Raw genomic sequence first — 26,246 nt, 5'->3', positions numbered from 1 at the left:
CTTTTTTCCATCATGGAACATCAGCTTTCCTTTGGAGTGGAAAGAGAGGTGCTGGCAGATGAACTGGAATTTTATTTTAACCAGGAAAACGCAGCCCAGCTGGTGGAAGAGGAATTCCAGGCATATGACAGCCGGAGCCGCGCCAACGGAATCCTGCGCCGTCTGGAATATTACGGCTGGATCGAAGTGGAGACAGACAAAAGCTATGTGCAGAGAGTGAATTTCAAAGAGTATGCAGTGAAGGTGATTAAGACGCTGCTGGACATTGCAGACGGCAAACAGATCGAGTACCAGGGCTACATTTATACCATATACAGCCTTGTGACTGGAACCATGGACAAGCCGGGAATCGTGCTGATGCAGATCTGGGAAAACACGGATCTTCTGATCACCGGCCTGAAGAATCTGAATTCCAACATCAAGCATTACATTGACGAACTGACCAAACACAGCACAGTGGCAGAGATTATGGATGCCCTGTTTAATGATTATATTACCAACATTGTAGATAAGGCCTACCACCGCCTTCTTACTTCTGACAACGTGTCCAAATTCCGGCCGGAGATCATCTCCCGACTGGAAGAGAAAAGTCATGAGGAGGCGTTTCTGGAAGAGGCGGCAAGGGAGATCGCATCTATTCGGGAAGTTTCTGTGGAAGAGGGAAGGGAGCTGATTTACCGCTATCTACATGAGATTATAGAAGCTTTCCGCGGCATGGACGATATTCTCCAGGAGATCAATCAGAAAAACACCCAGTACCAGAGAGCTGCCATAGGGCGCGCCAAGTTTCTTCTTGCAGGAAACGAGGATGTGCGAGGTCAGCTAAAAGAGATCCTTATGGGAATCAACGAAGAGATCAACCGGGAGAACATGGACCTAGGCGGCATCTACCGCATTGATTTCCTGGATGACCTGGTGCAGATCTACCAGTGCTCCATCCTGGAACAAAGTTCCCTGTATCTTGCAGTGGAAGGCAAGCGGGAATTTACTCCTGCAAGCCTGGATGAGAAAGAGCCGGACGAAGAACTGCGCCGGGAAAAAATGCGGAGGATGGCTGAGAAGATCCAGAAGGTGGTCAGCGTGGAAAAAATCCAGGACTATGTGGATCAGCAGCTTGGAAATGTGGATGAGATGAACGCCAGCCAGCTGCCCCTTGCCAATGAAGATGATTTTATTAAGCTGATCTACACCAGGCTTTACGGACAGCGGAAAAATATGGGATATACAATTGAGACAATGGAAGAACGGGAAGCGAACGGCTACCGTTTCAAAGATTTTCGGATACGGAGGAGAGAGAATGGAATATCTGGAGGGATTGCTTCAAAAAGAGAAGGATAATTTCGGCAGAGTCTGCAACCGTCTTCTGGGAACCTGCTTTTTGTGCAAAGGAAACCAGAATACCAGACCGGACTATTATTTCGTGCTGAAATACCGCAAGGAATTTAAGGAATACTTAGGGGTACTGGGCTACCGCCTGGAGATTAACGAGGAATATGGCGTGGTTCAGCTGACCAGCCCCCGGGGAATCAACCGCATGAATCTGAAGCTTTACGATTCCATTGTGCTTTTGATTCTTCGGATCCTTTATGATGAAAAGAAACGGCAGCTTTCGGCAGTGGAAGAGGTGATCGTCACCCTTGGGGAAATTCAGGACCGCTTCCTCAGCTTAAATATCCGTGACAAAATAATCGACAAAACAACCATGCGAAATGCGTTGAGCCTGTTCCGCAGATACCAGATCGTAGAACTTCTGGACCGGGACCTGGGGGATGAGGAATCAAGGGTTCTGATCTATGATTCCATCCTGATGGCTGTACGCGTGGAAGACATTAAAGCTGCATTTGAGAAACTGGAAACATACAGAAAGGGAAAGAACATAAGCAATGAAGAAACTGACGAGGATGAAGCTGATTAACTGGCACAGGTTCAACAACTGTACCATAGATTTTGGAGATTCCACTCTTTTGTCCGGTGAAAACGGCGCTGGAAAATCCACTCTTCTGGATGCAATCCAGTTCGTGATCATCTGTTCCACCGGGTATTTCAACAAGGCCGCCCACGAAAACGGCAAGCGAAAGCTGACCGGCTATATCCGCTGCAAAACCGGAAAAGAGAATCAGCCTTATGAGCGCACCGGGGAGATCAGTGCCCATGTTGCGCTGGAATTTTATGAGGAAAGCAAGGATAAGTATTTCATTATCGGCGCGGTGGTAGACTCTGCTTCTGAGGGGCAGGAAACGACCGTCCGTTATCTGATGGAGAACACCAGACTTTCCGATGACCTGTTTCTTTACGGAAATCAGGTGAAATCCATTGCAGAATTCCGAGGCTCCAACATTGATATTCGCCAGTGGTGCAAGACCAATGTGGAAGCGCGAAAAATGGTCACAGCAAGGCTTGGAAGAATCGAAGACAAGTTCTTCCGTCTGATTCCGAAAGCTCTTGCATTTAAGCCTATTGATGATATCAAGGACTTTGTTTACTCCTATGTGCTGGATGAAAAAGAGGTTAATATTGAGGTTCTCCGGGAAAATGTGCGCACCTATCAGGATATGGAGCGCACCCTGGATAATGTGAAAAAGCGGATGAAAAAGCTGGAAAAGATTCAGGAACTGCATCAGCGCCTGCAGGAGCGGATGGAACGGGATCAGATGTATGAATATTTCCTGAAACGCAGTGACCTGGACCTTGTGGAAGGCAAAATAAGAAGCATAGATGCAGCCAAAAAGAACGAGGAAGTCCGTCTGGAACAGACCAAAGTCCAGCTGGAAATGCTGCAGAAGGAACGTGCCGAGAAGCAGGAAATTGCCACCAATCTACGGGTAGAACTGCGCCATAATCAGGAATTTGTAGCTCTTGAGGAAGAGAAAAAAGAGCTGGAAAGACAGCTGGAAAAGCGTAGAAATGCACTGCAGGATGAATCGGAACTGAAGAAAAGTGTTGCAAAGGCGGCGAAAGACAGCGAGCGGCTTCTCATGGGCGTTAAGGATGCAGGCGGTGATTCCCAGAAACTGATATCCTGCGTCCGGGAATACCGCACACAGCTGCAGAAACTGGATTCTGAGGCCAATGTAGCAGCACTGAAAAGCCTGACAGACGATGTGATCCACTGCAAGCAGAAGTATTTTGCAGGACTTCAGGGAGAGCTTGCCAAGCTGCAGATCCAGCTGAAACAGAATCACGCAGAACGGGAAAAGCTGAACAAAAAGATCAGCAAACTGAAGCGTAAAAAGCTTACCTATCCATCAGGAGTAGAACTCCTTACAGAAACTATACAGGAGGAATTTGCCAGCCTGGGACGGGAAATCCAGCCGGGAGTTCTCTGCGAAATGCTGGAAATCCAGGATGAAGAATGGCGAAATGCAGTAGAAGGATATCTGAATACACAGCGTTTTTATGTGCTTGTGGAGCCGGAGAATTTCGACATTGCACTTGGAATCTATGACCGCCTTCGCAAGGAGAAAAAGGTCTACGGCGTGGGTCTGATCAATACCAGAGATTTGGGAAATTATGATACTGCTCCTGCAGGAACTTTGGCTTCCGTTGTAACTTCCCAGAATCAATATGCCCGCCAGTACAGCAACATGATCCTGGGAAAAGTGCAGATGTGCGAGCGTTACGAGGACCTGAAAAAGTACCCCATTTCCATTACAAAGGGCTGTATGCGCTACCAGAACCGGGTGGCAAGCGCCATCAAGCCAGAGGTATTCCGAGTGCCGTTTATCGGCAAAAATGCCTTTACCGTTCAGCTGGTTCAGGCAGAGGAGGAGTACCAGAAGATGAATGAGCTTCTGGAAAATCAGGAGAAGCAACTGGCCGGGATGAATGAAATTCTGGGTCTTCTTTCCACAGACAGTGATGTGGATATCAAGTACCGCCTGGATGTGCTTCATACTCTTGGAACCGTGGACAGGGCCATTGCCAAATGCCAGGAAAACATCCAGAAGCTGAAGGAAAATTCTACATTGATTGAGAAGCAGATTCAGCTGGAAGAACTGGAAAAAGTGCTGCGTGGGCTGGATGCTTCTGTGAATTCTGATACGGAGAAAATCGGCGGAATACGAACTAGAATTCAGGATCTGATTACCAGAAAACAGGCCTTTCTGGAGAACGAGATGACAGAGAAGGGGAAGGTCTTTTCCCTGGGAGAGGCAGCTGGGGATGTCTTAAATTCCTGGAATCAGGAGTACGAGGAAGCGCTTGGAAAACGTCCGGTGGAGCAGTTCCAGAATGAGTATCTTGGCAAACGAAGAAACAACAGTGACAGGTGGGAAAAAATCAAAGACCAGATGATAAATGCCATGGTGGAATACAAGACAGAGCATGATTTCGGTGCAGCTGCCAGCCTGGAAGGTTTTTCTGAGTTTCAAGCTGTATATGACAGACTGAAAAATTCCGAGCTTTTGGATTATGAGGAGAAAGTACAGTCTGCCCGACATGCTGCGGAAACAGAGTTCCAGGAGCAGTTTCTTGCAAAGCTTCAGGAGAATATGAAGCTGGCGCAAGGGGAATTTAAGGAGCTGAACAAGGCTTTAAAGGGGATTGACTTCAGCAGTGAGCGCTATGAATTCCAGTTTATGCCAAGCAAGAAATACCGCAGCTATTATGAAATGATCATGGACGATTTCAATGTAATTCAAGGGGAATCCCTGTTTTCCGGAATGTTCCATGAGGCTCATAAGGATGTGATTGAGGAGCTGTTTGAACGGCTTTCTGTAGGCGGTGAAAACAGCACGCAGACTCTGGAGGAGTTTACGGATTACCGTACTTATATGGATTATGATATTAAGATCATACATGATGACGGCACCTATTCTTACTATTCCAAGGTATGCGAGGAAAAGAGCGGCGGTGAGACACAGACCCCGTTCTATGTGACCGTGGCAGCTTCTTTCGTACAGCTTTACAGCAACAATATTGGAGGAGAGGCGGCTGGACTGGTGCTGTTTGATGAGGCGTTCAACAACATGGATGATGAGAGAATTGGCGGCGTACTGGAATTCCTTCGCCGCCTGCCATTGCAGCTGATCATCGCGGCTCCGCCGGATAAGATTCAGTATATCGGTCCGGCTATGGATGAGATCATGCTGGTTATGACAGATCAGAAGCGGAGTTATGTGGAGGAATACCATAACGCGGTGTAAAAAAACATTCACAATTCACAGTTGCACAGTGACAGATTACGCGTTAAAATAGATGAAAATAACGCAGAGGAGGTACCGCATATGACTACACTGGAAATTCTGGACCGTCTGCAGGGCGATGCACTGAAAGATGGAGAACTTCGCAAAAAGCTTCTGGCAACCCGTTTGGAGAAGGATCCTCTCACTGTTTTCTGCAGGCTGTGCAGAAGTCTTGGCTATGAATTGTATGAGATGGATCTGGTGTCTGCAGGAGAGGATTTCTACGCCACCATGCGCCGCAGTACCAACGGCGGAGGGGAGAATTCTCCGAAGCTGGAAGGGGAAGATGATTTCTACGAGCTGCTGATGGCAAGCCTGGAGGCAGCGGAGAAAGCGGAGTAAAGAAATGGAAGAATAGAAAAATATGGCTGAGTTGACCAAACTGCAGAAGCAGTTATTTGAATTGCAGGATTTGAAATACCGTGATTTTCACAGCAAATTAATGCCCGAAACAGACAAGGAAACGGTCATTGGAATCCGTACGCCAGTCCTTCGGAAATTTGCAAAGGAATTCGCCGGGACTTCGGAGGCAGAGGCGTTTTTGCGGCAACTTCCTCACCGATATTATGAAGAAAATAATCTTCACATGATGCTGATCACGGGGATAAAGGACTATGAGAAATGTATGGAAGAGATTCAGAGATTTCTTCCCTGTATTGACAACTGGGCAACCTGTGATTACCCGGCACCGAAGTGTTTTGCCAGGCATAAAGATCAGGTGCTGGAGGAAGCAAAGAGATGGATTTCTTCAGGAGAAACCTATGTCATTCGTTATGGAATCGGTATGCTGATGCGCCTTTTCCTGGACGAAGATTTTTCCTCGGAATATCTTGAAATGGCAGCAGCGGTTCAATCCCAGGAGTATTATGTAAATATGATGATTGCCTGGTATTTTGCCACTGCTCTTGCCAAGCAGTGGGACGCCACAGTCCCTTATATTGAACACCATAAATTACCAGACTGGGTACACAGAAAGACCATTCAAAAAGCTGTGGAGAGCTACCGGATCACACCGGAGCAGAAGGAATATCTGAAAGGATTTCGATAGAAAAAATCACAAATGCCAGAGATAAAAACATTTGCATATAGATGCAGAGTGCTTTTTCTCTGGCATATTTTTTATATGATAATGCTAACAGAACTATTGGCAGCGAATTTATTACTTTTTATGGAACACAATTGCCCGGTCATACACGATTTCATAATAGGAAGCTCCTACATTGTTCTCATCCATATATGCACGGAAGGCCAGAAGAAGGGTATCGCCATTGTCTACGCCATAGAATTTTCCCTTCTCATTTCCAGTAGAATATTCGATGATGGAGGTGTAATCATCCATCTGGGTACGGGCCATTTTGTACACATAATAATCGTCTGCATTGTCGCAGTCTTCCTCAAGATAGGAAGCCGCGCTGCCTGGGAAAAGGGAATCGTACACGCTGCATACGCCGTTGAGCATAGGGCGGGCATAGAGAACCGCGTTGGAGTATAGGGCCTTTCCGGTCTGTGTGTGATTGACTCCGTAAACAACAACGAAATCCTCATCGGAATTTAAGGTAAAATCTTTTGTCATCACATAGGCGGTATCCCGGTTGTCACCCTGTGCATTGCGGTCATTCAGGTAAGCAGTAAGTCCCTCCGGAACCGCAATATCTGTGCTGAGCTCTTCATAATCATACTCATTTGCGTACTGGGAGATGATTGCTTCCCGAATTTCATCCAGATGCCGGCTGCCATTTTTCAATTTGGAAATTTCATGTTCGCCAGTTCCGCGGGCTGTGAGAACTGCGTTTTCGTAAGGATCTGCATCCAGCTCTTTTTGCGGAGAAACACGATAAACAACGGAGTTTGCCGAAAGATTTTCTATGTAGCTGTCATAAGCGTCCTGATCTGTCGGCTGGGAAATGCGGCCGAGGAAACTAAAGGTGTCGGCTCCTTTTTGCAGCCCCATATTATAGGTGTCTGCAGGAATCGGCATCACATTGATCATGCTTTCATCGTAGCCGGCAGCGGTCAGCTGTGCAGTTACTTTTTCGGTTACAGTCTGGTTGGCGCTGATTACAATAACCGCCTGAGAACCGTATGCGCTGTCTCCATCATGCTTGATATTTACCATATTTACAGAGTCCCCGATGGAACCGAAAATAGGGTGATACAGACCGGTTTCCTCATTTCCTGCGCTGAAAAATGCCTTTTCGTTGGTGTAATCCTTTCCCTCTTTTTGCTGGGTAAACATTACGTAATTGATGAAGGAATAGTACTTGCATTCGGGGGAAAGCTGCGTGATCAGAACGATAGCTTCGTCCTGTCCAAGCTTATACTGCCAGCCGCCCGGGGCAAAATATGGATTCGCCGGAGCATTTTCTACATTTGGGTCATCATAGAGAGTGGCTGTCTCGTCCGGCCAGTTGTAGTCTGGATTTCCCTTGGCATTGTCCTGTTCCGGGGCGGCAGGAAGATTGAAGACCATGTAGGAGGAACCTGCATTATTGCCGAAACAGCTGAGAAGACGGCCAGCGGAAGCCTCCTTTAATGTGTCCAGTTCATAGAAGGAACCCTGCTGAACATAGAAGCCTTCGTTTTCCAGAAGGGTCTGAAGCTGGCTGGCATTGTTGTCTTGTGCGGTGTCAGAATTTTCTGGGGCTTCAGTGGTCGATTCTTCGTTTGCGCTTACCAGAACCGTGCTGGAAACAAGTCCGCCTGCCAATATCGCTGCTGCAAAAATTCCCGCTGCAAATGTATTAAAAAACTGCTTTTTCTTCATAGGCTCATACTCCTTTATCAGTTAAATGTTATGTTGGAGTAAGTATAGCATGAGAAAAAGCAGTTTTTGATTTTCAGGGAATGAAATACATGCTTATGGAATAAAATGCTGCGGTGCGGATTGACAGCAGCAGATCTTACATGAAGTCATTCGCCGTATTTATGCGCGGTACGTTCATTAACGGAAGCTCTTGAGCCAGTTTACCAAGGAATCATGCCAGATGTTGTCGTAAACGGTTTTCTTCATCTGGTCGGTTACCGGGCCGTTGTTTGCCATTTTGGCAAGGATGCCAGCCTGGAGTTCTTCCACAGTCATGTCTTCCGGTGACTTGGTCCAGTCTACGGTTACTTCGGATTTCTCGGAAGCTGTCTGGGAAGTAGCTTCATTGTCGGCAGCGGCTTCTTTGTCTGCAGAAACATCGTTGGAAGCTGCGACTTCTGAAGCTGCGGGATTTACAGCGGATTCAGAGGCAGCTGTGTTTTCAGCAGCTGGCTCAGCATCTGATTTATAGTTGGAAGCCTTTGCTTCAGTTGTAGAAGCGGCTTCTGTTTTTGCTGTATTCGCTGAACTGTTCTCGGAAGCTGTCTCTGGTTTTTTCGCAGCCATGTCAACTGGCTTATACTCCGGCATGTCCCCGGCCGCAACCCAGATATTTCCGCTGTTTCCAGCAACGGTTACATTAATGCTGCCATTTTCCACGGAAACCTTTTCCCCGGTAAGTGTGCCTACATATTCAGCAGCATTTCCAGCTGGCAAATTCATGGAAGCGGCATTATCATCGTTGTTTACAGTTACGATCACGCGAACTCCATCAAGGTCACGGGCGAAAGCATACTGGCGGTTGGTCAGCATCAGCTCCGCATAGCTTCCATAGTTAAGTGCCGGCGTATTCTGGCGAACCTTTCCAAGAGCGGCAATAAGCGCGGTGCAAGGATTTTTCTCAGTGGCATCTGCGTAGTCCGCAAGATTCAATGCAGGCCTTAAGCTGTCATCGGAGGTTCTTTCCTTGCGGCCTTCGATTCCAAATTCAGAACCATAGTAAATGCTTGGAACGCCTGGAAGCGTATAGAGCAGTACGTGAACCGGAGCAAAATGCGCTTTGTTGGAAAGCTTGGTGTAAATACGCTCCACATCATGGTTGTCCACGAAATTGTAAAGATCCAGGTCGCCCATGTTCTGCAGATATTTCACAGTATGTGCGATCTCGAAATAGTTGTGGTCGTTGTGGCCGCTGTAAAGTGCCTTGTGCAGGGCATAGTTGGTAACGCTGTGCAGGGTGCTTCCATTTACCCAGCGGCTGTAATCGCCGTGGATTACCTCGCCCATCAGCCAGAAATCCGGTTTCACTTCTTCAGCAGTGCGGCGAAGCTGTTTCATGAAATCAAAATCCAGAACATCAGCAGCATCGAGACGAATTCCATCCACATCGAACTCAGAAACCCAGAAACGGATCACATCGCAGATATAGTTCTGTACATCCGGATTGCGCTGGTTTAATTTTACCAGAAGGTTGTATCCGCCCCAGTTCTCATAGGAAAATCCATCGTTATACTCGGTATTTCCGGAGAAATTCACGTTGCAGTACCAGTTTACATAAGGTGAGTTCTGGTGCTTTTCCTGAATATCTTTAAATGCGAAAAAATCACGTCCGGTGTGGTTAAATACACCGTCGAAGATAACTTTAATTCCTTTTTCATGACATGCTGCTACGAAATTCTTCAGATCCTCATTGTCACCCAGACGGGAGTCCAGTTTCTTATAATCTGTTGTCTCGTAACCATGTCCCACACTTTCAAATAAAGGACCTATATATAAAGCGGTGCATCCGATTTCCTTAATATGGTCGATCCAGGGAAGAAGCGTATTCAGCCTGTGAACCGGCTCCTCATACGCATTCTGCTTCGGCGCACCTGTCAAACCCAATGGATAAATGTGATAAAAAACTGCTTCGTTATACCAACTCATGTCTAACACCTCTGTCGTTTAAATAAATTTGTACGTTCAATGTCTTTTATCATAGCAGATTTTGGGAATTTATTCTATATAAAAATATGACGATAGTGTTGTTTTTGCAAGAATAACTTTGATATCCATATAGTATTTGGATTGATGATTTGCATGAAATTATTCAGATCCTGTTTGACTGGGATGGATACCACATGCATGATTTTCGAATTCCAAGTGATGATATTTTGATTGAGCAGGACACTGGAGAGGATAACTTCTGGAATTATGGAGGTTACAAAGAAAATAAGCCGCTATTAAAAAAATAACCTCTAAAATGCAAAAAGATATCTATCGTAGAATTAAGAAATTCTCCGAGAATATGGAGGCAATGCTGCGGGTATACGGTATGCTGGAATTAGAGGATGCATACAAAATTTACTGTACATTGTATGACAAAAATCAGGACAAAACAGAGTTCTACAGATATGTTTACTGGTATGGCAGCTTTAACTGTATTTTTAAAACTGCTTATACAGGTGATGGAAGATGTTTTTCTTTTATAGAAGATATTGATTCGCAGAAAGTAATTGCCATGCAGGAAAAATATGCAGCAGATATGGACTATGCTTCATTTTCCATAGAAGATATTCGTTTACTTTCAGAAAACCTGGCAAATAGAACGGAATGGATTGATATTTTGTTTTCAAAGCTGCGTTATCAGATAAACATACCTCTGGAAGCAGCCGAGAGATGTCTGATATCTACTGTAATCGGTATAATGAACGGAACTACTTTAGAGGAAGCTTTTGAGGCTATATCAGAATGGAGCAATGGGAAATCTGACATTGCGGCAAATGCAGAAGTCTGGATGGCAATTTCTGGAATTATGCTGGAACTGGAATTGCCTATGCTAAAAGGAAGAAGCCGGACAGAATATGCAAGAGAAAAAAATATGTCGCCCTGGAGCGTGGATATGGTATCAAATCATGCGGCAGTATTTTCCGATAAAAAACTGCACATGTATGAATTCCCAAAAAGTGTTCAGGAATGGATGTATAATGCCTGTGAATTTGGAGAATCCCATGAGATACAAAGGCTTTTCAACTTAAAAAAACAGGAAAATGTATGCTCAGAAGAATTCATATATTTGCTTTGCGATACATGTATTACATTTGGAAAAGAGGCAGAAGCAGAAGCTTTGCTGAAAGAACTGGAAAACAGTTCAAGTTTTGGAAGAACAGCGGCAGATAAACTCAGAGATCGATTACAGGGACGGTATGACGCATTCGATGAGGAATATGATGACGAGTTTGACGAGAAAAATATGTTCCCTTGGATAAACGCAAAACCTCAGGTTCCATTCATCCGTGAAAGTCCCAAAATAGGAAGAAATGATCCTTGCCCTTGCGGCTCTGGAAAGAAGTATAAGAAATGTTGCGGGAAATAATAGACGATTACGAAGGGGACAGAATGCTATGAAAAATAAAAAATGGAAAAAATTTCAGCTGCTGACAGAAGAATGCTACAACAATATGATTGGTTTCGGCGAGAATAATGACTGTTGGAAGCTATATTCATCGCAGGTCGTCGCAACACTTCGCCGAGCTAACTGTCAACTGCGACTAAACATCTCAGGAGAGCCTTCACGATTAAGCCGTAGTTAGCAGTTAGTTCACCGGAGCGTTGCACCGACCTGCGTGGAATAACAGGTGTTCAGAGGCGTCCGCCTTGATTCACTAAATTACGTTAACGCAGCTCATTTGCTTTCATATTATAGAAACACCTCTGCATACACTGTAAAAACAACGTCTTCGGAGGCGTTTCTTTTGAAAGAATATATTGAAGAACGGGCAGTGGAAATTGGGAACTATATTATTGAGACGAAGGCAACAGTGAGACAAACAGCGAAAAAGTTTGGGGTTAGTAAGAGCACGGTACATATGGAAGTAACAATATAGAACGGTTCGTTTGGGTAATAGAATAAGAAAAACCAAGGAGGAACGAACCATGAAGGATTTGAAAACAAGAATTACGGAGAATGGCATTGATTATGTACTTGTCGGGGATTATTATATCCCAGACTTGAAGCTGCCGGAGGAAAAGCGATCTATCGGTAAGTGGGGACGAATGCACAGGGAGTATCTGAAAAAGCAGTGCTACGGTAGATATTCCAGTTTACTGCTGACCGGAAAACTTTGGAGCTATCTGGAGGATTTGGACGAACAAGCGGAGGAACGGTTTACGTGTATTGTTGATCAGATGAAAGCGGCTGAGGGAGTGACGGAGGAATTGAAGCGGAAAGATGCTATGCTTTGGGTACAACGGTGTAATAATATTAGAAACAGAGCAGAAGAAATTGTACTGAACGAAATGGTTTATATTTAGTATGGAGCAGTCAGCCGAAAGGCTGGCTGTTTTTCTTTTCCTAGCGACAGAAAATGATTGACAATGTTATAAGACTGTGGTAGTCTGAAAACAAGAACAGACTACTGTAGTCTTATAGGAGGCGAAACAAGTGACAGAGGAAAATATCAAACTTTTTGATTCGGAATTAAAGGTAATGGATGTTCTGTGGAAGGATGGTGACGTGCCAGCGAAATATGTTGCAGATACTTTAAACAGAGAAGTCGGCTGGAATAAAAACACAACGTATACATTGATTAAGCGGTGTATCAATAAAGGCGCGATTGAACGAACGGAACCGGGATTTATGTGCCATGCGCTTATAGCAAAAGAACAGGTACAGGATCTGGAAACAGATGAACTTATTGATAAGATATATGATGGATCTGTTGACAAGTTGTTTGCGGCACTTCTTGGCAGAAAAAAACTTTCTATGGAGCAGATTAAGAACCTGAAGCAGATCGTCAGTGAATTGGAATGAGGTGATGTATATGAGCCTGCTGCAAATGAGTTTTCTGGGAACGGTTATTATTTTACTTATTGTGGTATTAAGGGCTGTGCTTATCAACAGATTACCGAAGAAAACATTTTTGATTTTATGGTGGATTGCATTAATACGGTTATTAGTTCCATTTTCCATAAAATCAGTCACAAGTATTTATTCTCTGTTGCAGAGTATTTATTCTGATATAAACCCAGTGAGAACGGCGCAAACGACAACATTTTTACCCATTCATGGGAATATGCCTGAGATAGCAAATGGATTATCAGAGGCTATGGTACAGAGAACAGAATCCATTTCGATTTTGAGTGTAATATGGCTGGCAGGTCTGTTACTTTGTTTTGGATTTTTTGCGGTTTCCTATATAAAATGTTATCGGGAATTTCGATTTTCGCTGCCTGTTGAAAATGATATTTTGGAAGCATGGAAGGAAAAACATCCACTAAAAAGGAGTCTATCCATCCGGCAGACAGAAACCATAGCTGCACCACTTTCTTATGGTGTGATTCGCCCAGTTATTTTAATGCCGAAAAATACAGAATGGAAAAATATTTATCAGCTTCGTTATGTGTTGGAACATGAATATGTGCATATCAGACGGCTTGATATGCTTACAAAGCTGATAATGATTGCTGCAGTATGCATTCATTGGTTTAATCCTCTTGTGTGGGTAATGTATATTCTTTTTAACAGAGATTTGGAATTATCCTGTGACGAAACCGTAGTCCGTAGATTTGGAATGGATATAAAGTCGGTATATGCAACTGCTTTAATATCTATGGAAGAAAAAAAGAGCGGACTGACACCATTATGTAACAGTTTCAGTAAAAATGCGATTGAAGAGAGGATAAGAGCAATTATGAAGATAAAGAAGACATCTAAGTTTGCAGTAATTATAAGTGCAGTATTGGTAATTTGCGTGACAGGTGGATTTGCAACTTCCGCATCATCCTTGGAGAAAAAGACAGAGACAGCGCAAGAAAACGGTGAAACAACAGTTGCTTTAAACGAAGTGAATATCCGGGAAGATGAATCACTTTCAAGTTCGGATGTGGAATGGTGGACAGCAGAAGAGTATGCGAAATGGCTGGACGAGGAAAAAGAAGTTCTGCAGTCTATGATTGGTGAAAAAGCTTATACAGGCGGCGACGGATGGTTTGTATGGACACAGGAAAAGGTAGATGAGACGATTGCACTTTATGAGGATAATCTTCAAAAAATAAAAGATGGGATGAAGTTGTCGAAATCATCTGATGATGCAGTGGGAATTACAATGGCATATTCTCCGGAAAATATAGAATATGCGAAGCAGGAAGCAGAAACGGTCACCGAAAATAAAGACAGTAATGAAAATGTATTCAGCGAAGAACAGCTTTCTGAATATGCAAAAGCGGGAATAACTTACCAGAAAGAAACAGGATTTCTGATGTATGATGGAAAGACCATTGGATATTTCCGGGATGAGTTTAAGCCGGGTACTTATACAATAAGTTCCAAACGTGGAGGTACGCTTCGAGTTGAAGTGCAAAGGGAAAACTATGGCACCATCACAGACGTAAAGGCAGAACCGTTATCAGATGATTTTTGGTCAGAACCGGCAGTATTGGTTGAAAGTTCCGGCGGAGAAGCTGTAACTGCAGATGAAATGAAAGGATCTGTTTTTGAAGAAGGAGGAAGTGAGAACATAGCGGCTGATGACATGGGCGAATATAGCAGTGAAGAGGGAAAAGGTCTTAATATTGCTGTTCCACAGGAGTATGCTGATTATGGAGTATCTTGTGATGCTCAAGGAAACTGGGTTTATAATGGTAAGATTATAGCAGATTTATATGATGAGGGAAGGGGAATCTTTTCTAACAGCAACGGAACTATGTACATTGAAGTAACGAGAGACAAAAGTGGAAAGATCAGCAGCTTTCAAAAAGTAAGCAAAAATAGAATGCAGGAATTATTTACTGAATTTAATCCGGAAGCGGAAACATTTGATGGATATACTTCAGAGGCGAAACATTAAGTTAGTATTAAATGAAACGAGGACGATTAGGTGGGAAAAATATTGCTGGTATCATTCGAGGGAGCTGAGGAAGATTTGGTAAATTCTGTTATTTCTGTGTTAGATTCCGGCAGAGAGAAATTTCTTTTTCAGGAAATACAATTTCAATCGAAAATATGGCATAAGGGTATAGCGATTGATTTGAAACGGAGAGAAGTCGTTCGTGATAATAGAAAAATAGAATTAACTTACACCGAGTTTGAAATCCTGCAGTTATTAGCACAAAATCCAGGAAGAGTATTTAGTAAAGAACAGATTTATGATATAGTCTGGAAAGAATCCTATTTTGGCGATTACAATATAGTAATGAGCCATATCAGTCATATTCGTGAGAAAATAGAAGATGATCCGGGTAACCCGGTATATATTCAAACCGTCTGGGGTGTAGGATACAAGTTCAATGAGAAGGCAGGCAGCGAGTAAATTCGCTGCCTTTCCTTTACAGGGATGGATTCAGATTTTGCTGAGTTTTAAGATAATATTGCTCTGCTGATACAACCAGTCTGTGAATTCTGTCGGACTGGTTGCTCCTGCCTTTACAGCTTTCTTACGCTGCAGAGCTTCTTTCTTAAAAAGGTCAAACGCATTTTTCATTTCTTCCAGGCGTTCAATCGGAAAATTAGCAGTTTTTTGGGACTTATTGATTTTATTACGCCAATTCTGGCATTCATTTTTATAAAGCAGATCATAGTTATTTTCTCTGGCTCGTTCATCAAACTCCCTTTTGTTTTGAAGTGCCTGTGCTTTACGGCACTTATCACTGCACAGTTCATAACGCTGGCTTTTTGCCAGAAAATATTTTCCACAGACTTTGCACTGACGGAAACAAAGGCCCCAGTCATTCAGTCGATTCAAGTAATAAGTGATAAGCGGATAAAAAGAGCTATAGGCAGCTACGCATTCTGTTCTGCGCCTATTATCCGGAAACCAAAGTTCAAGTCGAGTGATTTCAGCAGGAGTGTTGCGGAAATAAAGACTGCCAGTATGAAAACGTTCTGGTTTTCCGGTATCAGAATTAAAATTCATGACATTTTCTGTTTGGAATGCCTGAGTCAAAATTTGGATTTTTTCTATAAAACGATCACAGGCAGTATTACGGTCACGATATTCCCTTGTAACAAGATATTCATTCCAAATACGGAATGTAGCATACATTCTCACCGGATCACCGGTGAGATATTTTTTTGCCAGAAAATCACCAGCAGTCTGTTCCAGTGCAGGCTGTTTCCAACGGTTAGTGTGCAATGCATCACGTAGGGGAGCAAGTCCATATATATTCCAGTTCTTTTCTTTATCATATTCAAAATCTATCAGAAAACGTCCTAGAGGACGTGTTATATCATATATGACATCGTTATCTTTATTTCCGTCCAGTCGAAAACGGATTTGCTGTTCCGTTCCGATTAAAATTCGCTCCTTCATTTTGTCTCTATCCAATGCCAGAACGAAGAGGATGTGGTCGTAGCAAGGTTCTTGCCTTATAAATTGATAAGCCATTTCTATTTGCTCCTGTTTTGTATGGTAATTTTAAAAAATATAATATTAGTTACATTTATGGTATCGCGAAAGTATTGAAAAGTCAAGATGAGATTGATAAGATACGATTGAATGGTAATTTCGTACTATGCAGTGTACTTTGACAACTTTATGACCGTCTAACCTGAGATAAACCGCCATGACCTTCGATAAAAGAAGTGAGCGCATCCGAATGGATGACGTGTTGTATGCCTTGACAGCAGTATGACTCAGGAAACAGGAAAGAGAAAACGGCAATGAGAAGCTAAAAAAATGAGATCAAAAATGGAGGAACAACATGAGTGAAAATAAGAGATTAAACAATTATGATGAACTGCCTCTTGTACTGGATGTGGCTGATATTCAGCGGATTATGGGGATTTCCAGAGTAACGGCTTATGAACTGGTTCATACACCCGGTTTTCCGGCATTTCGAAGCGGCAGATTAATTAAGGTTAGTAAAATTGCTTTTTTCGAATGGATGGCAAAGGGGAATGGAAGGGTGCCGGAGAATAGTAACTAAATCTGGAGCAGAGCGGAGAGCGAAGTCTTTTGTGCAGGTTAAGGGCGGCAGCCATTGCCCAGTGAGTTGATGCGTGCGTCTACTCATACTGGGTATTACCTGACGCAAATTCACGCAGGTTTGCAGCTTCGCTGCCTTATTTAATTTGGAAAAACGTGAAAAAGGAGGGCAAGAAAATTATTGAAAGCAACAAGACACAATGGACGCTCCGGGAAAAATGGCACTTATAATCCCAGGCATAATGATCGCCGTTTCGACTTGGAAAACAGTGAACATATTGATGCTGGAAGAGTCAGAGAAAATATTTACTGGGACTGTTACCGTGGCTATACCACAATGCAGAACAGGGAAGAAGATTCTCAGGATATCAGTTTTGAGAAAATTGAATGTACTTTTTATCAGGAACATTATGGAAAATATATAGAAGCGCAGAATGAAAGAAATGCAAGAACCCGTCATACAGAGCGTAACCGATCTGTGGAAGATTTACTAAAGAACAATAAAACCTGTCCAGAGGAAACTATTTTTCAAATAGGAACAGTAGAAGAATCTGTTTCCTATGAAATATTACTTGCGGTCGTACAGGACTTTACAAAGCAGTTCACAAATCGGTTCGGTTCTCATGTCCATATTCTGGACTGGGCACTGCATTTGGACGAAGGAACGCCGCACATTCATGAACGTCATGTTTTTGATTGTGAGAATAAGTACGGGGAAATCTGTCCCCAGCAGGAAAAAGCACTGGAAGAATTAGGGATTGCACTTCCAAAACCGGATAAACCTAAAGGCCGCAATAATAATCGAAAGCAGACTTTTGATGCTATTTGCCGGACAATGCTTTTTGATATAACTCGAAAATACGGGTTGCATCTGGAAGAAGAACCGTCTTATGGAGGGCGAGATTATCTTGAAAAGCAGGATTATATCCTGTTTAAGCAAAAGGAACAGATGAAAAACCAGACAGAAATACTGGATACACTTACTTTGAAAATTGAAGAAGTAGAAGCTTTGATCGATGAAGTTTCAGATATTGCTTACGACAAAGCTGTGGAGGTTGTGACGGATGAGGTCAGAGTGGAAACCCATAAAGAAGACATTCGTCTGGTAGAACAGTCAAAGGCGTGGGTGCTTTCCCCTGAGCGCAAGGCTTCCCAAAAAGAAAGAACTTATGCTGTAAGTCGATTGGACGGAGTAATTACCAAAATTACAAAAGCTATGCAGACAGCAGTTAAAACAATCCAGACCACGCTGATAAAACCGGAAGTCAAAAAGGTGAATACCGAACAGATTAAGAAAAAAGCCAGAAGTTCCATTCTGGATAGGCTGGCAAAAGCAAAAATTACTGCGGAACAGGAGAACCGAGAGCGATGGGAACACGAAGGAAGAACTAAATTGGGAAGGAACGATATGGAGTTGTGATGTAAAGAAAAGAGGAAAAGGATGAATATATTTGAAGCAGTTAAACAGTCTGTGACTACCCGGCAGGCTGCAGAAAGCTATGGAATACGGGTAAACAAGAATGGAATGGCGGTCTGTCCATTTCACCGTGACAAGAATCCAAGCATGAAAGTGGACAGGCGTTTTCATTGTTTCGGATGTCAGGCAGATGGGGATGTGATTGATTTTACGGCACACTTGTACAATTTAAAACCAAAAGAGGCGGCAGAGAAATTGGCAAGAGATTTTTCTATACATTATGAGAACATGGGGCACAGCCCGCCACAGAGAAAACAAATCAAACGACAGCTAACACAGGAACAGAGGTATCTGCAGGCAGAAAATAGATATTTCCGTGCACTGGCAGATTACCTGCATTTGTTGAAACAGTGGAAAGAAGAGTGTGCTCCGAAACAGGTGGAAGATGTCTGGCATCCGCTGTTTATGGAGGCATTGGAAAAAATATCAGAAACAGAGTACCTGTTGGATACATTATTATCAGGCACATTAGAAGAACGAGTTGCCGTAGTGGTGGCTCATGGGAAGGAGGTGACAGCGATTGAACAGAGAATTTCAGACTTTATCACCACAGACACGACAGGAATTGTGCGAAGTAATGGATATAATGGAAACGGAGTTGACAGTAGAGGAAATCAGAGAACAACTGGAAATGACACAGAAGGGTGCTGTGAAAAACAATCGGCATAACTGTAAGCTAATTTTAGAACATGATCCTCTGTTAAAAGATGTATTCCGGCACAATATTTTGACTGAGCAGACAGACATTGTAAAACCCGTGTGGTGGGAACGGATAAGCCCGGCATTCACAGATATGGATTTGAACTATATTATGCTTTATTTGGAAGAGACTTACGGTCTGACGATGGATAAGATTGTGCAGAAAAGTATTGTCCATCAGGCAGATCGGAACAAATATCACCCTGTCCGGGATTATTTGAACAGTCTGCAATGGGATGGGCAGGAACGTATCCGCTATGTGCTGCATCATTTTCTTGGTGCACCTGTGGATGAGTTGACCTATGAAAGTATGAAAATGTTTTTGCTGGGAGCTATTGCCCGTGCGTTCCGCCCCGGAATTAAGTTTGAATATATGCTCTGTCTGGTCGGGGGTCAGGGCGTGGGAAAATCTACATTTTTTCGTTTCATGGCAGTAAAGGATGACTGGTTCACTGATGACATCGGCAAACTGGATTCGGAAAAAGTTTATTGTCAGCTTCGTGGTCATTGGATGATTGAAATGTCTGAAATGGTCGCAACGGCACGCTCTAAGAGTATTGAGGAAACAAAGAGCTTTCTGAGCAGGCAGAAAGAGACTTATCGGGATTCTTATGCAGTATATGCTCTTGATCGTCCGAGGCAATGTGTATTTGGAGGAACATCCAATATTAAGCGATTCCTGCCGTTTGACCGTACCGGAAATCGAAGATTCGTTCCGGTTCAGACGAACCGGGCAGAGATGGAGGTTCATATCCTCGAAAATGAGAAGGAATCCAGACAGTATATTGATCAGGTGTGGGCGGAAGCAATGATGTTGTACCGTAATGGAAATTTTAAACTGGCGTTTTCAAAGGAAACAGAAACACAGCTTGATAAACTGCGGCAGGAGTTCATGGCGGATGATACGGAAGCCGGAATGATACAGGCATGGCTGGATGAACATGAAGACAGAAAAGTCTGTTCATTGATGCTTTTTAAAGAGGCACTGGACAATCCTTATGTAAAGCCGAAGAAGGCGGAGACAGACCGCATCTGTGAAATCATGAATACAAGCATTGTGGGTTGGAAACAGGGGACGATGACAAGATTCAAGGATTACGGTACACAGCGTTCGTGGGTATGTGTAAACGAAAACTGTAAACGAGACGCAAAAGACTTAAAAAATGAAAATGACTGGCATCCGATTACTGAGAAGGAAGCCCGGCAGGTGGAGTTACCTTTCCAGTAAAATGCCAGTCAGGTTTACGGTAGTTGGCGTGTTGTTTACACTTTTTTCTATGGATATTGCTTTGACTTGTAGAATTTGTAAACAGTAAACAGATATATAAGAGTAATTTGGTATTGAGGAAAGAAAACTGAAAAAACAAAAAGAATTAGATTTTTTGGAGTTTGTTTACAGCGGTGGTTTACAACAGGGATGCCCCTTTGACCGGCATCTATTTAAGTTGAACAGGAATGGCATTTGGCAGGACTATTTCAAAAAACATTTTCATAGTTATGGACAAAGACATACGGGAGGAGGTGGAAATTCCGCTATGAAAAAGAGAAAACTTAATTATCGATTCCATAATCCAAACACTGCGGAAGTAACCGCCGACTATCTGTTAAAGATATTGATTGAAGCAAATGCAAGTAAGGTGGAACAGGCAATACAAGAAGCAGCGGATGAGCTTCCCAATGAACCAAAACATGATGGAGGGTGTCCTGCGTAGCGCGTGGGATGCCTTTTATTTTTTTGCTATTGCTTGTGTTCTGTCTGAAAATCAGTTAAAATTAGTTCTAGAAAGTCATAGATTAGTCATAGAATTTAGTCATAGAAAATTTTGAAAGGCGGAAGAATATGATATATACGGATAGCCAATTAAAAGAAAAGATTGTTCGCATGATAGAATCTTTTGAAAATGAAGTTGTAGAATTTAAAGAAGCACGCACAAATTATTCGTTTAATGACATTGGTAAATATTTTTCTGCACTTAGCAATGAAGCAAATCTTCGGGGATTACAGGAGGCGTGGCTGATTTTCGGAATTTCGGATGATAAACGATATGTAGGAACGGAATTTCGGAAACAGGGAAGTCTGCAAAGTTTGAAAAAGGAAATCGTAAATGGAACCAATGAACGATTGACATTTCTGGAGATATACGAACTGACAATGGAAAAATGTCGAGTGATAGCATTTCAAATTCCTCCAGCTATTAGGGGGATTCCGACAACATGGCAAGGGGCAGCGTATGCCAGAGAACATGAATCTATATCACCGCTTCCGATGAATAAAGTAGATCTACTTAGAAGTCAAATAGGAATGGATTGGTCAAAAGAAATTGTAGAAGATGCAACGATAGAAGACTTGGATGAAGAAGCGATTAAAAGAGCAAGAGAACTTTTCTCAAAACGTCAGAGTGATCGAAAAAAAGCACAGGAAGTTTTAAAGAAACTGTCTGATATTGAGGTTTTAAATAAAGCTGGTATTACAATAAAAGGAAAAATCACCAGAACGGCATTATTGTTATTAGGAAAAAGTGAGGCTAAATATTTCTTTGATGGCTTTATTCCTAGAATTACCTGGACACTTTATAATGCAGATAATTCGGTAAAAGCTTATGAACATTTTGATATACCGATGTTAATGGCAGTGGATAAGGTATATTCCAGGATCAGAAATGTAAAGTATCGTTATATTGCCGGACAGCAGACTTTGTTTCCGGATGAAGTAGATCAATATGAACCAGAGCTGATCAAAGAGATTATTAATAACTGTATTGCTCATCAGGACTATCGCTTGCGTGGAAAAATCAACGTAGAGGAATTTGAGGACAGACTGGTATTTATCAATGAGGGGGCTTTTATACCAGAAACTATTGAACAAGCACTGGAACCGGGATATAAACCACCGTATTATCGAAATGTGTTTTTGTGTAACGCAATGGTAAATCTGTATATGATTGATACAAATTCAATGGGAATACCAATGATGTATCAGATACAGCGTGATAAATGCTTCCCATTGCCGACATATGATTTGAACACAATTAATAGAGTTACAGTGACTGTGTACGGAAAGATATTGGATAAGAATTATACTCAGCTTTTATATTCCAATGAAGATTTAGATATGAGAACTGTATTTTTGTTGGATAAAGTTCAGAAACAGGAAGTAGTTTCTAAAGAAAGCTTTAAGGATTTGAAGAAAAAAGGTCTTGTGGAAGGACGTTATCCTAATGTTTTTGTATCTTTCAAGGTGGCAGATATTGTCGGACAGAAAGCTGCTTATGTTCGAAATAAAGGGTTAGATGATGATATTTGCAAGCAGTTAATTATAAAAGCACTTCAGTCAATGGGAGAAGCCAGCAAAAGAGATTTAATGGAAGTACTGGAAAAAGCATTGCCAGAAGTACTTAGCGATGAACAGAAATCGAAGAAGGTTTCTAATTTGTTACAGGCAATGAAAAAGGATGGAATTGTTGTTACAACAGGAACTAATAGGTATGCAAAGTGGTACTTGATAAAAAATGATTGATTTACAAAAATGCGAGGGGGATGAAAAATGAAATATATTACACAAGATTGGACATCTACTAAGGATGGATATTTATTTTTTGTTCAAAGACTACAAGAAATGTTGTTTCATTATTCAGATGATATTGTTAAAGCGCCTGTTCATAATACACAAACATTATTAGAAGAATATGTTGATACTGAAAAAGATGTGGTGAAAGGGAGTATTAAGCAATATCAATTAGATATAATTGCAAAAGAGATTAAGTCGAGTTTAATGACAGACGTTATTGTTCGAGAGTTGTATAAATATGAAGTTATTGAAGAGATGGCAAAATTTTTAGATAAAGATCAAAGAACAGCGGTACATTATATATTCAATAAGATACCAAAGAAAAAGTACTATGAAATATGTTGTAAATACTTGAAAGAAAATTTGTCGGAATCAAACCGTAAAACAGAAATTGAAAAAGGACTTCGTGCTTGGCTTGCTTTTTTGCTATGGCATGGATATTCATCGGAATATATATATAGATTCCTGAGAAATATATTTGAGGAAAGTATAAATGATCCAGAAAAAAAAGCACAGATTTTTTTGAATAGGTTTGATTTTGAAATTGGTAAATACAAAGTGTACTTTGTTTTTTATGAAAAATTAAAGCCATATCAAAAGTTGTTAAATGAAAGATTGCATATTTCGTTTGAAGATGATGGTTGCTTTAAACAGATTAAAAGAAAGCAAAAGTCCTTTATAGGGGTTATGGAAACAAAGGCATATGATAATTATTCAGCAATGAAACGAGCGTATTCTGCATTAGAAATTTTTTTGAGATATTTAGAAGTTTTTTTGAATGATAATATCAGTGTAATAGGTAAAAACGGATTGGTAATTCGACAAGATACCCAAGAGGGAATAATTCTTCCCGTAAAAGCGTTTGGGTATAAAAGTATCAAGCCTGAGCCACGAGAAAATTTTAAAACTGAAATAGATACAATTGTTTTGGGATGCCAAGAAAAAGGAAAGGAAACTTATTCTCAGCTTAATAAGATTGTTGATTTGCATAATGCGGCATTAAATCAACAAGACTTAAATGATGCATTTCTTAATTTGTGGTCAGCGTTGGAGGTTGCAAGTGTTACAGATAGTTCAAAATCCAAAATTGAAAGCGTTACTGATAATATAGTTTCCATTCTACAAAATGACTATTTCGAATGCATATTTTCTAATATACTTGACGATTTGAAAAATAATTTAGGTAATCGAAAAGTAAGTTTGTTGCTTAAAGATATAACAGAATTCGATAAAGAGATTTGTAAAATCGCAGGCTTTATATTTCTTGAAAAATATGAGAAATATCGAGAAGATTATTTTGCGAATGAGCTTAAGTATTATCCCAATATACGTTATAAAATATATAACTTATATGAGCAAAGAGAAAATCGCGAAAAATTATGGCATCTTTCCGAAAAGTATTGTCAAAGAATTGAATGGCATCTTTATCGCTTATATAGGCTTAGAAATGCTATTGTTCATGCAGGGGAAAGCCATAAACGAATACAAATGTTAGGAAAACATTTGCATATCTATGTGGATCGTGTAATTCTTGAGTTGATGGTTAAATTAGCAAAAGATAAATGCCTTGGGACGATACAAGATGTTTTTACAGATACATATTTGTTATTGAATAAAAAGAAAAAAAATTTAAAAGAACCAGGTAATGTTGATGAACAATCCATTATGCTATTGTTAGAAAATTTTTTTATCGAAGAGTAATGCATATAAGGAATATTCTGAAGAAAGGGTATTCCTTATTTTGCTATTTACAATTATATTTTAGATGGTACAATAAAGTTGTAACAGAACGACTTAAATATAACAGAAAGGTATTAGATATGAATATAGCTGCTTATTGTCGTGTCTCCACTGATAAAGCTGATCAGCTCAACAGTCTGGAAGCTCAAAAGCAATTTTTCTCTGAGTACACCCAGCGTACTGGTGACAACTTAGTTAGATTATATGCAGATGAGGGTATTTCAGGCACGAAAATAAAAAATCGAAAAGAATTTTTACGCATGATGGCTGATGCTGAACATGGACTATTTGATATGGTAGTAGTAAAGGACATCTCTCGCTTTGCCAGAAATACTGTAGACCTTCTGCAGAATGTCCGCAAACTGAAAGCATTAGGAATCGAGACACAGTTTTTGACGGCCAACATGACCAGCATGGGAAACAGTGAATTTGTTCTGACAATCTTCGGTGCATTGGCGCAGGAAGAAAGTGCCAATACTTCAAAGCGTGTGAAATTCGGCAAGAAAATGAATGCTGAAAAAGGACGAGTTCCGAATATTGTGTACGGATATGATAAAACCATTGGAGATTACTTTAATTTGGCAATCAACGAGGAAGAAGCAGCTGTTATCAGGCAGATTTATAAATGGTATATCGAAGAAGGATATGGTGCCGCCAAGATTGCAAACATGCTGAATGCGAAAGGCATCCGAACAAAGCGTAATTGTCAGTGGAGCCAGAATGCGACGTGCCGGATTTTAACGAATGAACTTTATACCGGAAAAATTATCAATGGAAAGCAGGAAGTAACTGACTTCCTGACCGGACAGAGAACGGAAAAAGATGAAACGGAGTGGATGGTAACAGAACGTCCGGAACTGCGGATTATTGAGCCGGAAATGTATGAAAAGGCACAGGAGATTTTGGAGTGCAGAAGCAAGACTTTTAAATTAACAAAGGAACGGCAGAGCAATAAGTATTTGTTTTCTACTCTGATTAAATGTAAGGAATGTGGCTGGTCATTTCGACGAACTGTTCGTACTTATAAGAATACTTATATTCGCTGGGTATGTTCCGGTCATAATGGACGTGGGGCGGATAGCTGCCCGAATGCTCAGACAGTGGACGAGGAAGAGTTGATTGAAGTTCTGTCCGAATACTTTTCCGAGCTGCTGAAAGCAAAGAAAAATGTAATTCGTCACGTAACAGGCGAATTCCAGAGGGTTTACAAAGCCAAGGATGAGAACCTGAATTACGAAAAGGAATTGAACGCACAGCTTCACAAGCTTCAAAAAATGCGTCAGAAATACATGGATATGTACACCGATGACCTCATTACACGTGAGGAACTGAATGAAAAAATCGGCGGCACAAAACAGGAAATCGAGCGTCTGGAGAATGAGTTGAAAATGGTTGCTTATCACCTGACAAAAGGTGAACAACTGGAAACAATCTTGAATCGCACGTTTAAAGAGATTGAAGATATTTCCGATGTTCACCAGATGACCAATGCACAGCTTAAACGGATTATCCAGAAAATTGAAGTAGACAAGGATGGTAACGTAGATATTTACTTACGAATCTTCGGTGATTTAGGCTTAGATGAAACCGTTCTAATTAGTGACAACCAAACATAAAGACGTAACAAGCAGGCTTGTGAGCCTGAATCCAGCGCTTGCCAGGCAGGCACGGGAGGTGTTGGATGTGAATAAGTCGGAGCGGCATATTCGTGGCGGGCTTGCGACCAGGGAAAAGTATTTGCACCAGCATAAAGAATTAGAATAAAGAAAAGAAGATATGGCAGGCGTGGTGACGCGCCTGCCATATCTATAACCTGCACAAAAAAATATGTAATTATTTGTAAAAAGTGCTTGACTTCTCCTTGCGGCAGTGG

22 protein-coding genes and 2 pseudogenes are annotated in these 26,246 nt (G+C 41.7%); 21 read left to right on the top strand and 3 right to left on the bottom strand.

Annotation, left to right across the window (positions count from 1 at the left end):
• Nucleotides 1–12: 12 nt before the first annotated feature.
• From DWZ38_RS00115 to DWZ38_RS00095, 5 genes are all read left to right on the top strand, one after another.
• A complete protein-coding gene (locus DWZ38_RS00115) occupies nucleotides 13–1,338 on the top strand; it encodes a Wadjet anti-phage system protein JetA family protein (RefSeq protein WP_178105233.1) in 1,326 nt (441 codons plus the stop codon).
• Nucleotides 1,298–1,915, top strand: a complete 618-nt coding sequence (locus DWZ38_RS00110; RefSeq protein WP_117849356.1) for a DUF4194 domain-containing protein — start codon at nucleotides 1,298–1,300, stop codon at nucleotides 1,913–1,915. Before DWZ38_RS00115 ends, DWZ38_RS00110 begins: the two co-directional genes overlap by 41 nt.
• Nucleotides 1,884–5,144 (top strand): SbcC/MukB-like Walker B domain-containing protein, encoded by a 3,261-nt coding sequence (locus DWZ38_RS00105; RefSeq protein WP_117849355.1) that lies wholly within the window; start codon nucleotides 1,884–1,886, stop codon nucleotides 5,142–5,144. Before DWZ38_RS00110 ends, DWZ38_RS00105 begins: the two co-directional genes overlap by 32 nt.
• 81 nt (nucleotides 5,145–5,225) lie before the next feature.
• Nucleotides 5,226–5,525 (top strand): hypothetical protein, encoded by a 300-nt coding sequence (locus tag DWZ38_RS00100; RefSeq protein ID WP_021925238.1) that lies wholly within the window; start codon nucleotides 5,226–5,228, stop codon nucleotides 5,523–5,525.
• Between the two features lie 22 nt (nucleotides 5,526–5,547).
• On the top strand, nucleotides 5,548–6,231 hold the full coding sequence (locus DWZ38_RS00095) for a DNA alkylation repair protein (protein WP_178105232.1): 684 nt from the start codon (nucleotides 5,548–5,550) through the stop codon (nucleotides 6,229–6,231).
• 111 nt (nucleotides 6,232–6,342) lie between these two features.
• Here the strand turns inward: DWZ38_RS00095 and DWZ38_RS00090 are convergent, their stop codons facing one another.
• Both DWZ38_RS00090 and DWZ38_RS00085 read right to left on the bottom strand, forming a co-directional pair.
• Nucleotides 6,343–7,947, bottom strand: a complete 1,605-nt coding sequence (locus DWZ38_RS00090) for a hypothetical protein (RefSeq protein ID WP_117849354.1) — start codon at nucleotides 7,945–7,947, stop codon at nucleotides 6,343–6,345.
• A gap of 177 nt (nucleotides 7,948–8,124) precedes the next feature.
• Entirely contained in the window at nucleotides 8,125–9,912 is a 1,788-nt protein-coding gene (locus tag DWZ38_RS00085; protein WP_117849353.1) for an alpha-amylase family glycosyl hydrolase, read from the bottom strand.
• Nucleotides 9,913–10,046: 134 nt separating this feature from the next.
• On the opposite strand from DWZ38_RS00085, the gene DWZ38_RS00080 reads away from it, so the two are divergent.
• From DWZ38_RS00080 to DWZ38_RS00050, 7 genes and pseudogenes are all read left to right on the top strand, one after another.
• Nucleotides 10,047–10,220, top strand: a complete 174-nt coding sequence (locus tag DWZ38_RS00080) for a hypothetical protein (protein WP_117849352.1) — start codon at nucleotides 10,047–10,049, stop codon at nucleotides 10,218–10,220.
• Nucleotides 10,221–10,228: 8 nt separating this feature from the next.
• A complete protein-coding gene (locus DWZ38_RS22575) occupies nucleotides 10,229–11,341 on the top strand; it encodes an SEC-C metal-binding domain-containing protein (RefSeq protein ID WP_243000097.1) in 1,113 nt (370 codons plus the stop codon).
• Between the two features lie 379 nt (nucleotides 11,342–11,720).
• Nucleotides 11,721–11,846: pseudogene (locus DWZ38_RS00070) on the top strand (sporulation transcriptional regulator SpoIIID); the annotation flags it as partial.
• Between the two features lie 55 nt (nucleotides 11,847–11,901).
• A complete protein-coding gene (locus tag DWZ38_RS00065) occupies nucleotides 11,902–12,279 on the top strand; it encodes a TnpV protein (protein ID WP_008707145.1) in 378 nt (125 codons plus the stop codon).
• A gap of 130 nt (nucleotides 12,280–12,409) precedes the next feature.
• Nucleotides 12,410–12,778, top strand: a complete 369-nt coding sequence (locus DWZ38_RS00060; protein WP_008707144.1) for a BlaI/MecI/CopY family transcriptional regulator — start codon at nucleotides 12,410–12,412, stop codon at nucleotides 12,776–12,778.
• Nucleotides 12,779–12,782: 4 nt separating this feature from the next.
• Entirely contained in the window at nucleotides 12,783–14,813 is a 2,031-nt protein-coding gene (locus DWZ38_RS00055; RefSeq protein ID WP_244092593.1) for a M56 family metallopeptidase, read from the top strand.
• A gap of 30 nt (nucleotides 14,814–14,843) precedes the next feature.
• Entirely contained in the window at nucleotides 14,844–15,275 is a 432-nt protein-coding gene (locus tag DWZ38_RS00050) for a winged helix-turn-helix domain-containing protein (protein ID WP_020993285.1), read from the top strand.
• Nucleotides 15,276–15,305: 30 nt separating this feature from the next.
• On the opposite strand, the gene DWZ38_RS00045 is transcribed toward DWZ38_RS00050, so the two are convergent.
• Nucleotides 15,306–16,349, bottom strand: a complete 1,044-nt coding sequence (locus tag DWZ38_RS00045) for a DUF6076 domain-containing protein (protein ID WP_025577902.1) — start codon at nucleotides 16,347–16,349, stop codon at nucleotides 15,306–15,308.
• Between the two features lie 316 nt (nucleotides 16,350–16,665).
• Between DWZ38_RS00045 and DWZ38_RS00040 the strand changes: the two genes are divergently transcribed.
• The 9 genes and pseudogenes from DWZ38_RS00040 to DWZ38_RS00005 form a co-directional block, all read left to right on the top strand.
• Nucleotides 16,666–16,890 carry a helix-turn-helix domain-containing protein gene (locus DWZ38_RS00040; protein ID WP_008707138.1) on the top strand — a complete coding sequence of 75 codons (225 nt, stop codon included), beginning with the start codon at nucleotides 16,666–16,668 and terminating at the stop codon, nucleotides 16,888–16,890.
• A 180-nt stretch (nucleotides 16,891–17,070) separates the two neighbouring features.
• A complete protein-coding gene (locus tag DWZ38_RS00035; RefSeq protein ID WP_008707136.1) occupies nucleotides 17,071–18,309 on the top strand; it encodes a hypothetical protein in 1,239 nt (412 codons plus the stop codon).
• A 21-nt stretch (nucleotides 18,310–18,330) separates the two neighbouring features.
• Entirely contained in the window at nucleotides 18,331–19,035 is a 705-nt protein-coding gene (locus tag DWZ38_RS00030) for a CHC2 zinc finger domain-containing protein (protein ID WP_008707134.1), read from the top strand.
• Nucleotides 18,944–20,293 carry a virulence-associated E family protein gene (locus DWZ38_RS00025; RefSeq protein ID WP_008707132.1) on the top strand — a complete coding sequence of 450 codons (1,350 nt, stop codon included), beginning with the start codon at nucleotides 18,944–18,946 and terminating at the stop codon, nucleotides 20,291–20,293. The genes DWZ38_RS00030 and DWZ38_RS00025 overlap by 92 nt, the downstream gene beginning before the upstream one ends.
• A gap of 307 nt (nucleotides 20,294–20,600) precedes the next feature.
• Complete coding sequence (locus DWZ38_RS22000) at nucleotides 20,601–20,777, top strand: hypothetical protein (RefSeq protein WP_171030313.1); 177 nt, start codon at nucleotides 20,601–20,603, stop codon at nucleotides 20,775–20,777.
• A gap of 128 nt (nucleotides 20,778–20,905) precedes the next feature.
• Nucleotides 20,906–22,582, top strand: a complete 1,677-nt coding sequence (locus DWZ38_RS00020; RefSeq protein WP_117593511.1) for an RNA-binding domain-containing protein — start codon at nucleotides 20,906–20,908, stop codon at nucleotides 22,580–22,582.
• Between the two features lie 27 nt (nucleotides 22,583–22,609).
• Nucleotides 22,610–24,334, top strand: a complete 1,725-nt coding sequence (locus DWZ38_RS00015) for a hypothetical protein (RefSeq protein WP_117849350.1) — start codon at nucleotides 22,610–22,612, stop codon at nucleotides 24,332–24,334.
• A gap of 119 nt (nucleotides 24,335–24,453) precedes the next feature.
• The gene (locus DWZ38_RS00010) at nucleotides 24,454–25,989 is read left to right on the top strand and encodes a recombinase family protein (RefSeq protein ID WP_117593509.1); all 1,536 of its coding nucleotides are present in this window, start codon (nucleotides 24,454–24,456) and stop codon (nucleotides 25,987–25,989) included.
• Nucleotides 25,976–26,137: pseudogene (locus tag DWZ38_RS00005) on the top strand (sporulation transcriptional regulator SpoIIID); the annotation flags it as partial. The gene DWZ38_RS00010 and the pseudogene DWZ38_RS00005, both read left to right, overlap by 14 nt.
• Nucleotides 26,138–26,246 lie beyond the last annotated feature (109 nt).

The organism is Ruminococcus sp. AF31-8BH (assembly GCF_003460605.1).
In the GTDB taxonomy this organism is placed as follows: domain Bacteria; phylum Bacillota; class Clostridia; order Lachnospirales; family Lachnospiraceae; genus Blautia_A; species Blautia_A acetigignens.
Note: the sequence above shows the minus strand (reverse complement) of the source record. Positions and strands in the feature narration are given on the sequence as shown.

Bases quoted from the DNA above. Each gene is read 5' to 3' on its own strand.
- DWZ38_RS00115 (WP_178105233.1), top strand. From the start codon at position 13: ATGGAACATCAGCTTTCCTTTGGAGTGGAAAGAGAGGTGCTGGCAGAT.
- DWZ38_RS00110 (WP_117849356.1), top strand. From the start codon at position 1,298: ATGGAATATCTGGAGGGATTGCTTCAAAAAGAGAAGGATAATTTCGGC.
- DWZ38_RS00105 (WP_117849355.1), top strand. From the start codon at position 1,884: ATGAAGAAACTGACGAGGATGAAGCTGATTAACTGGCACAGGTTCAAC.
- DWZ38_RS00100 (WP_021925238.1), top strand. From the start codon at position 5,226: ATGACTACACTGGAAATTCTGGACCGTCTGCAGGGCGATGCACTGAAA.
- DWZ38_RS00095 (WP_178105232.1), top strand. From the start codon at position 5,548: ATGGCTGAGTTGACCAAACTGCAGAAGCAGTTATTTGAATTGCAGGAT.
- DWZ38_RS00090 (WP_117849354.1), bottom strand. From the start codon at position 7,947: ATGAAGAAAAAGCAGTTTTTTAATACATTTGCAGCGGGAATTTTTGCA.
- DWZ38_RS00085 (WP_117849353.1), bottom strand. From the start codon at position 9,912: ATGAGTTGGTATAACGAAGCAGTTTTTTATCACATTTATCCATTGGGT.
- DWZ38_RS22575 (WP_243000097.1), top strand. From the start codon at position 10,229: ATGCAAAAAGATATCTATCGTAGAATTAAGAAATTCTCCGAGAATATG.
- DWZ38_RS00065 (WP_008707145.1), top strand. From the start codon at position 11,902: ATGAAGGATTTGAAAACAAGAATTACGGAGAATGGCATTGATTATGTA.
- DWZ38_RS00055 (WP_244092593.1), top strand. From the start codon at position 12,783: ATGTATATGAGCCTGCTGCAAATGAGTTTTCTGGGAACGGTTATTATT.
- DWZ38_RS00045 (WP_025577902.1), bottom strand. From the start codon at position 16,349: ATGGCTTATCAATTTATAAGGCAAGAACCTTGCTACGACCACATCCTC.
- DWZ38_RS00040 (WP_008707138.1), top strand. From the start codon at position 16,666: ATGAGTGAAAATAAGAGATTAAACAATTATGATGAACTGCCTCTTGTA.
- DWZ38_RS00030 (WP_008707134.1), top strand. From the start codon at position 18,331: ATGAATATATTTGAAGCAGTTAAACAGTCTGTGACTACCCGGCAGGCT.
- DWZ38_RS00025 (WP_008707132.1), top strand. From the start codon at position 18,944: ATGGATATAATGGAAACGGAGTTGACAGTAGAGGAAATCAGAGAACAA.
- DWZ38_RS22000 (WP_171030313.1), top strand. From the start codon at position 20,601: ATGAAAAAGAGAAAACTTAATTATCGATTCCATAATCCAAACACTGCG.
- DWZ38_RS00020 (WP_117593511.1), top strand. From the start codon at position 20,906: ATGATATATACGGATAGCCAATTAAAAGAAAAGATTGTTCGCATGATA.
- DWZ38_RS00015 (WP_117849350.1), top strand. From the start codon at position 22,610: ATGAAATATATTACACAAGATTGGACATCTACTAAGGATGGATATTTA.
- DWZ38_RS00010 (WP_117593509.1), top strand. From the start codon at position 24,454: ATGAATATAGCTGCTTATTGTCGTGTCTCCACTGATAAAGCTGATCAG.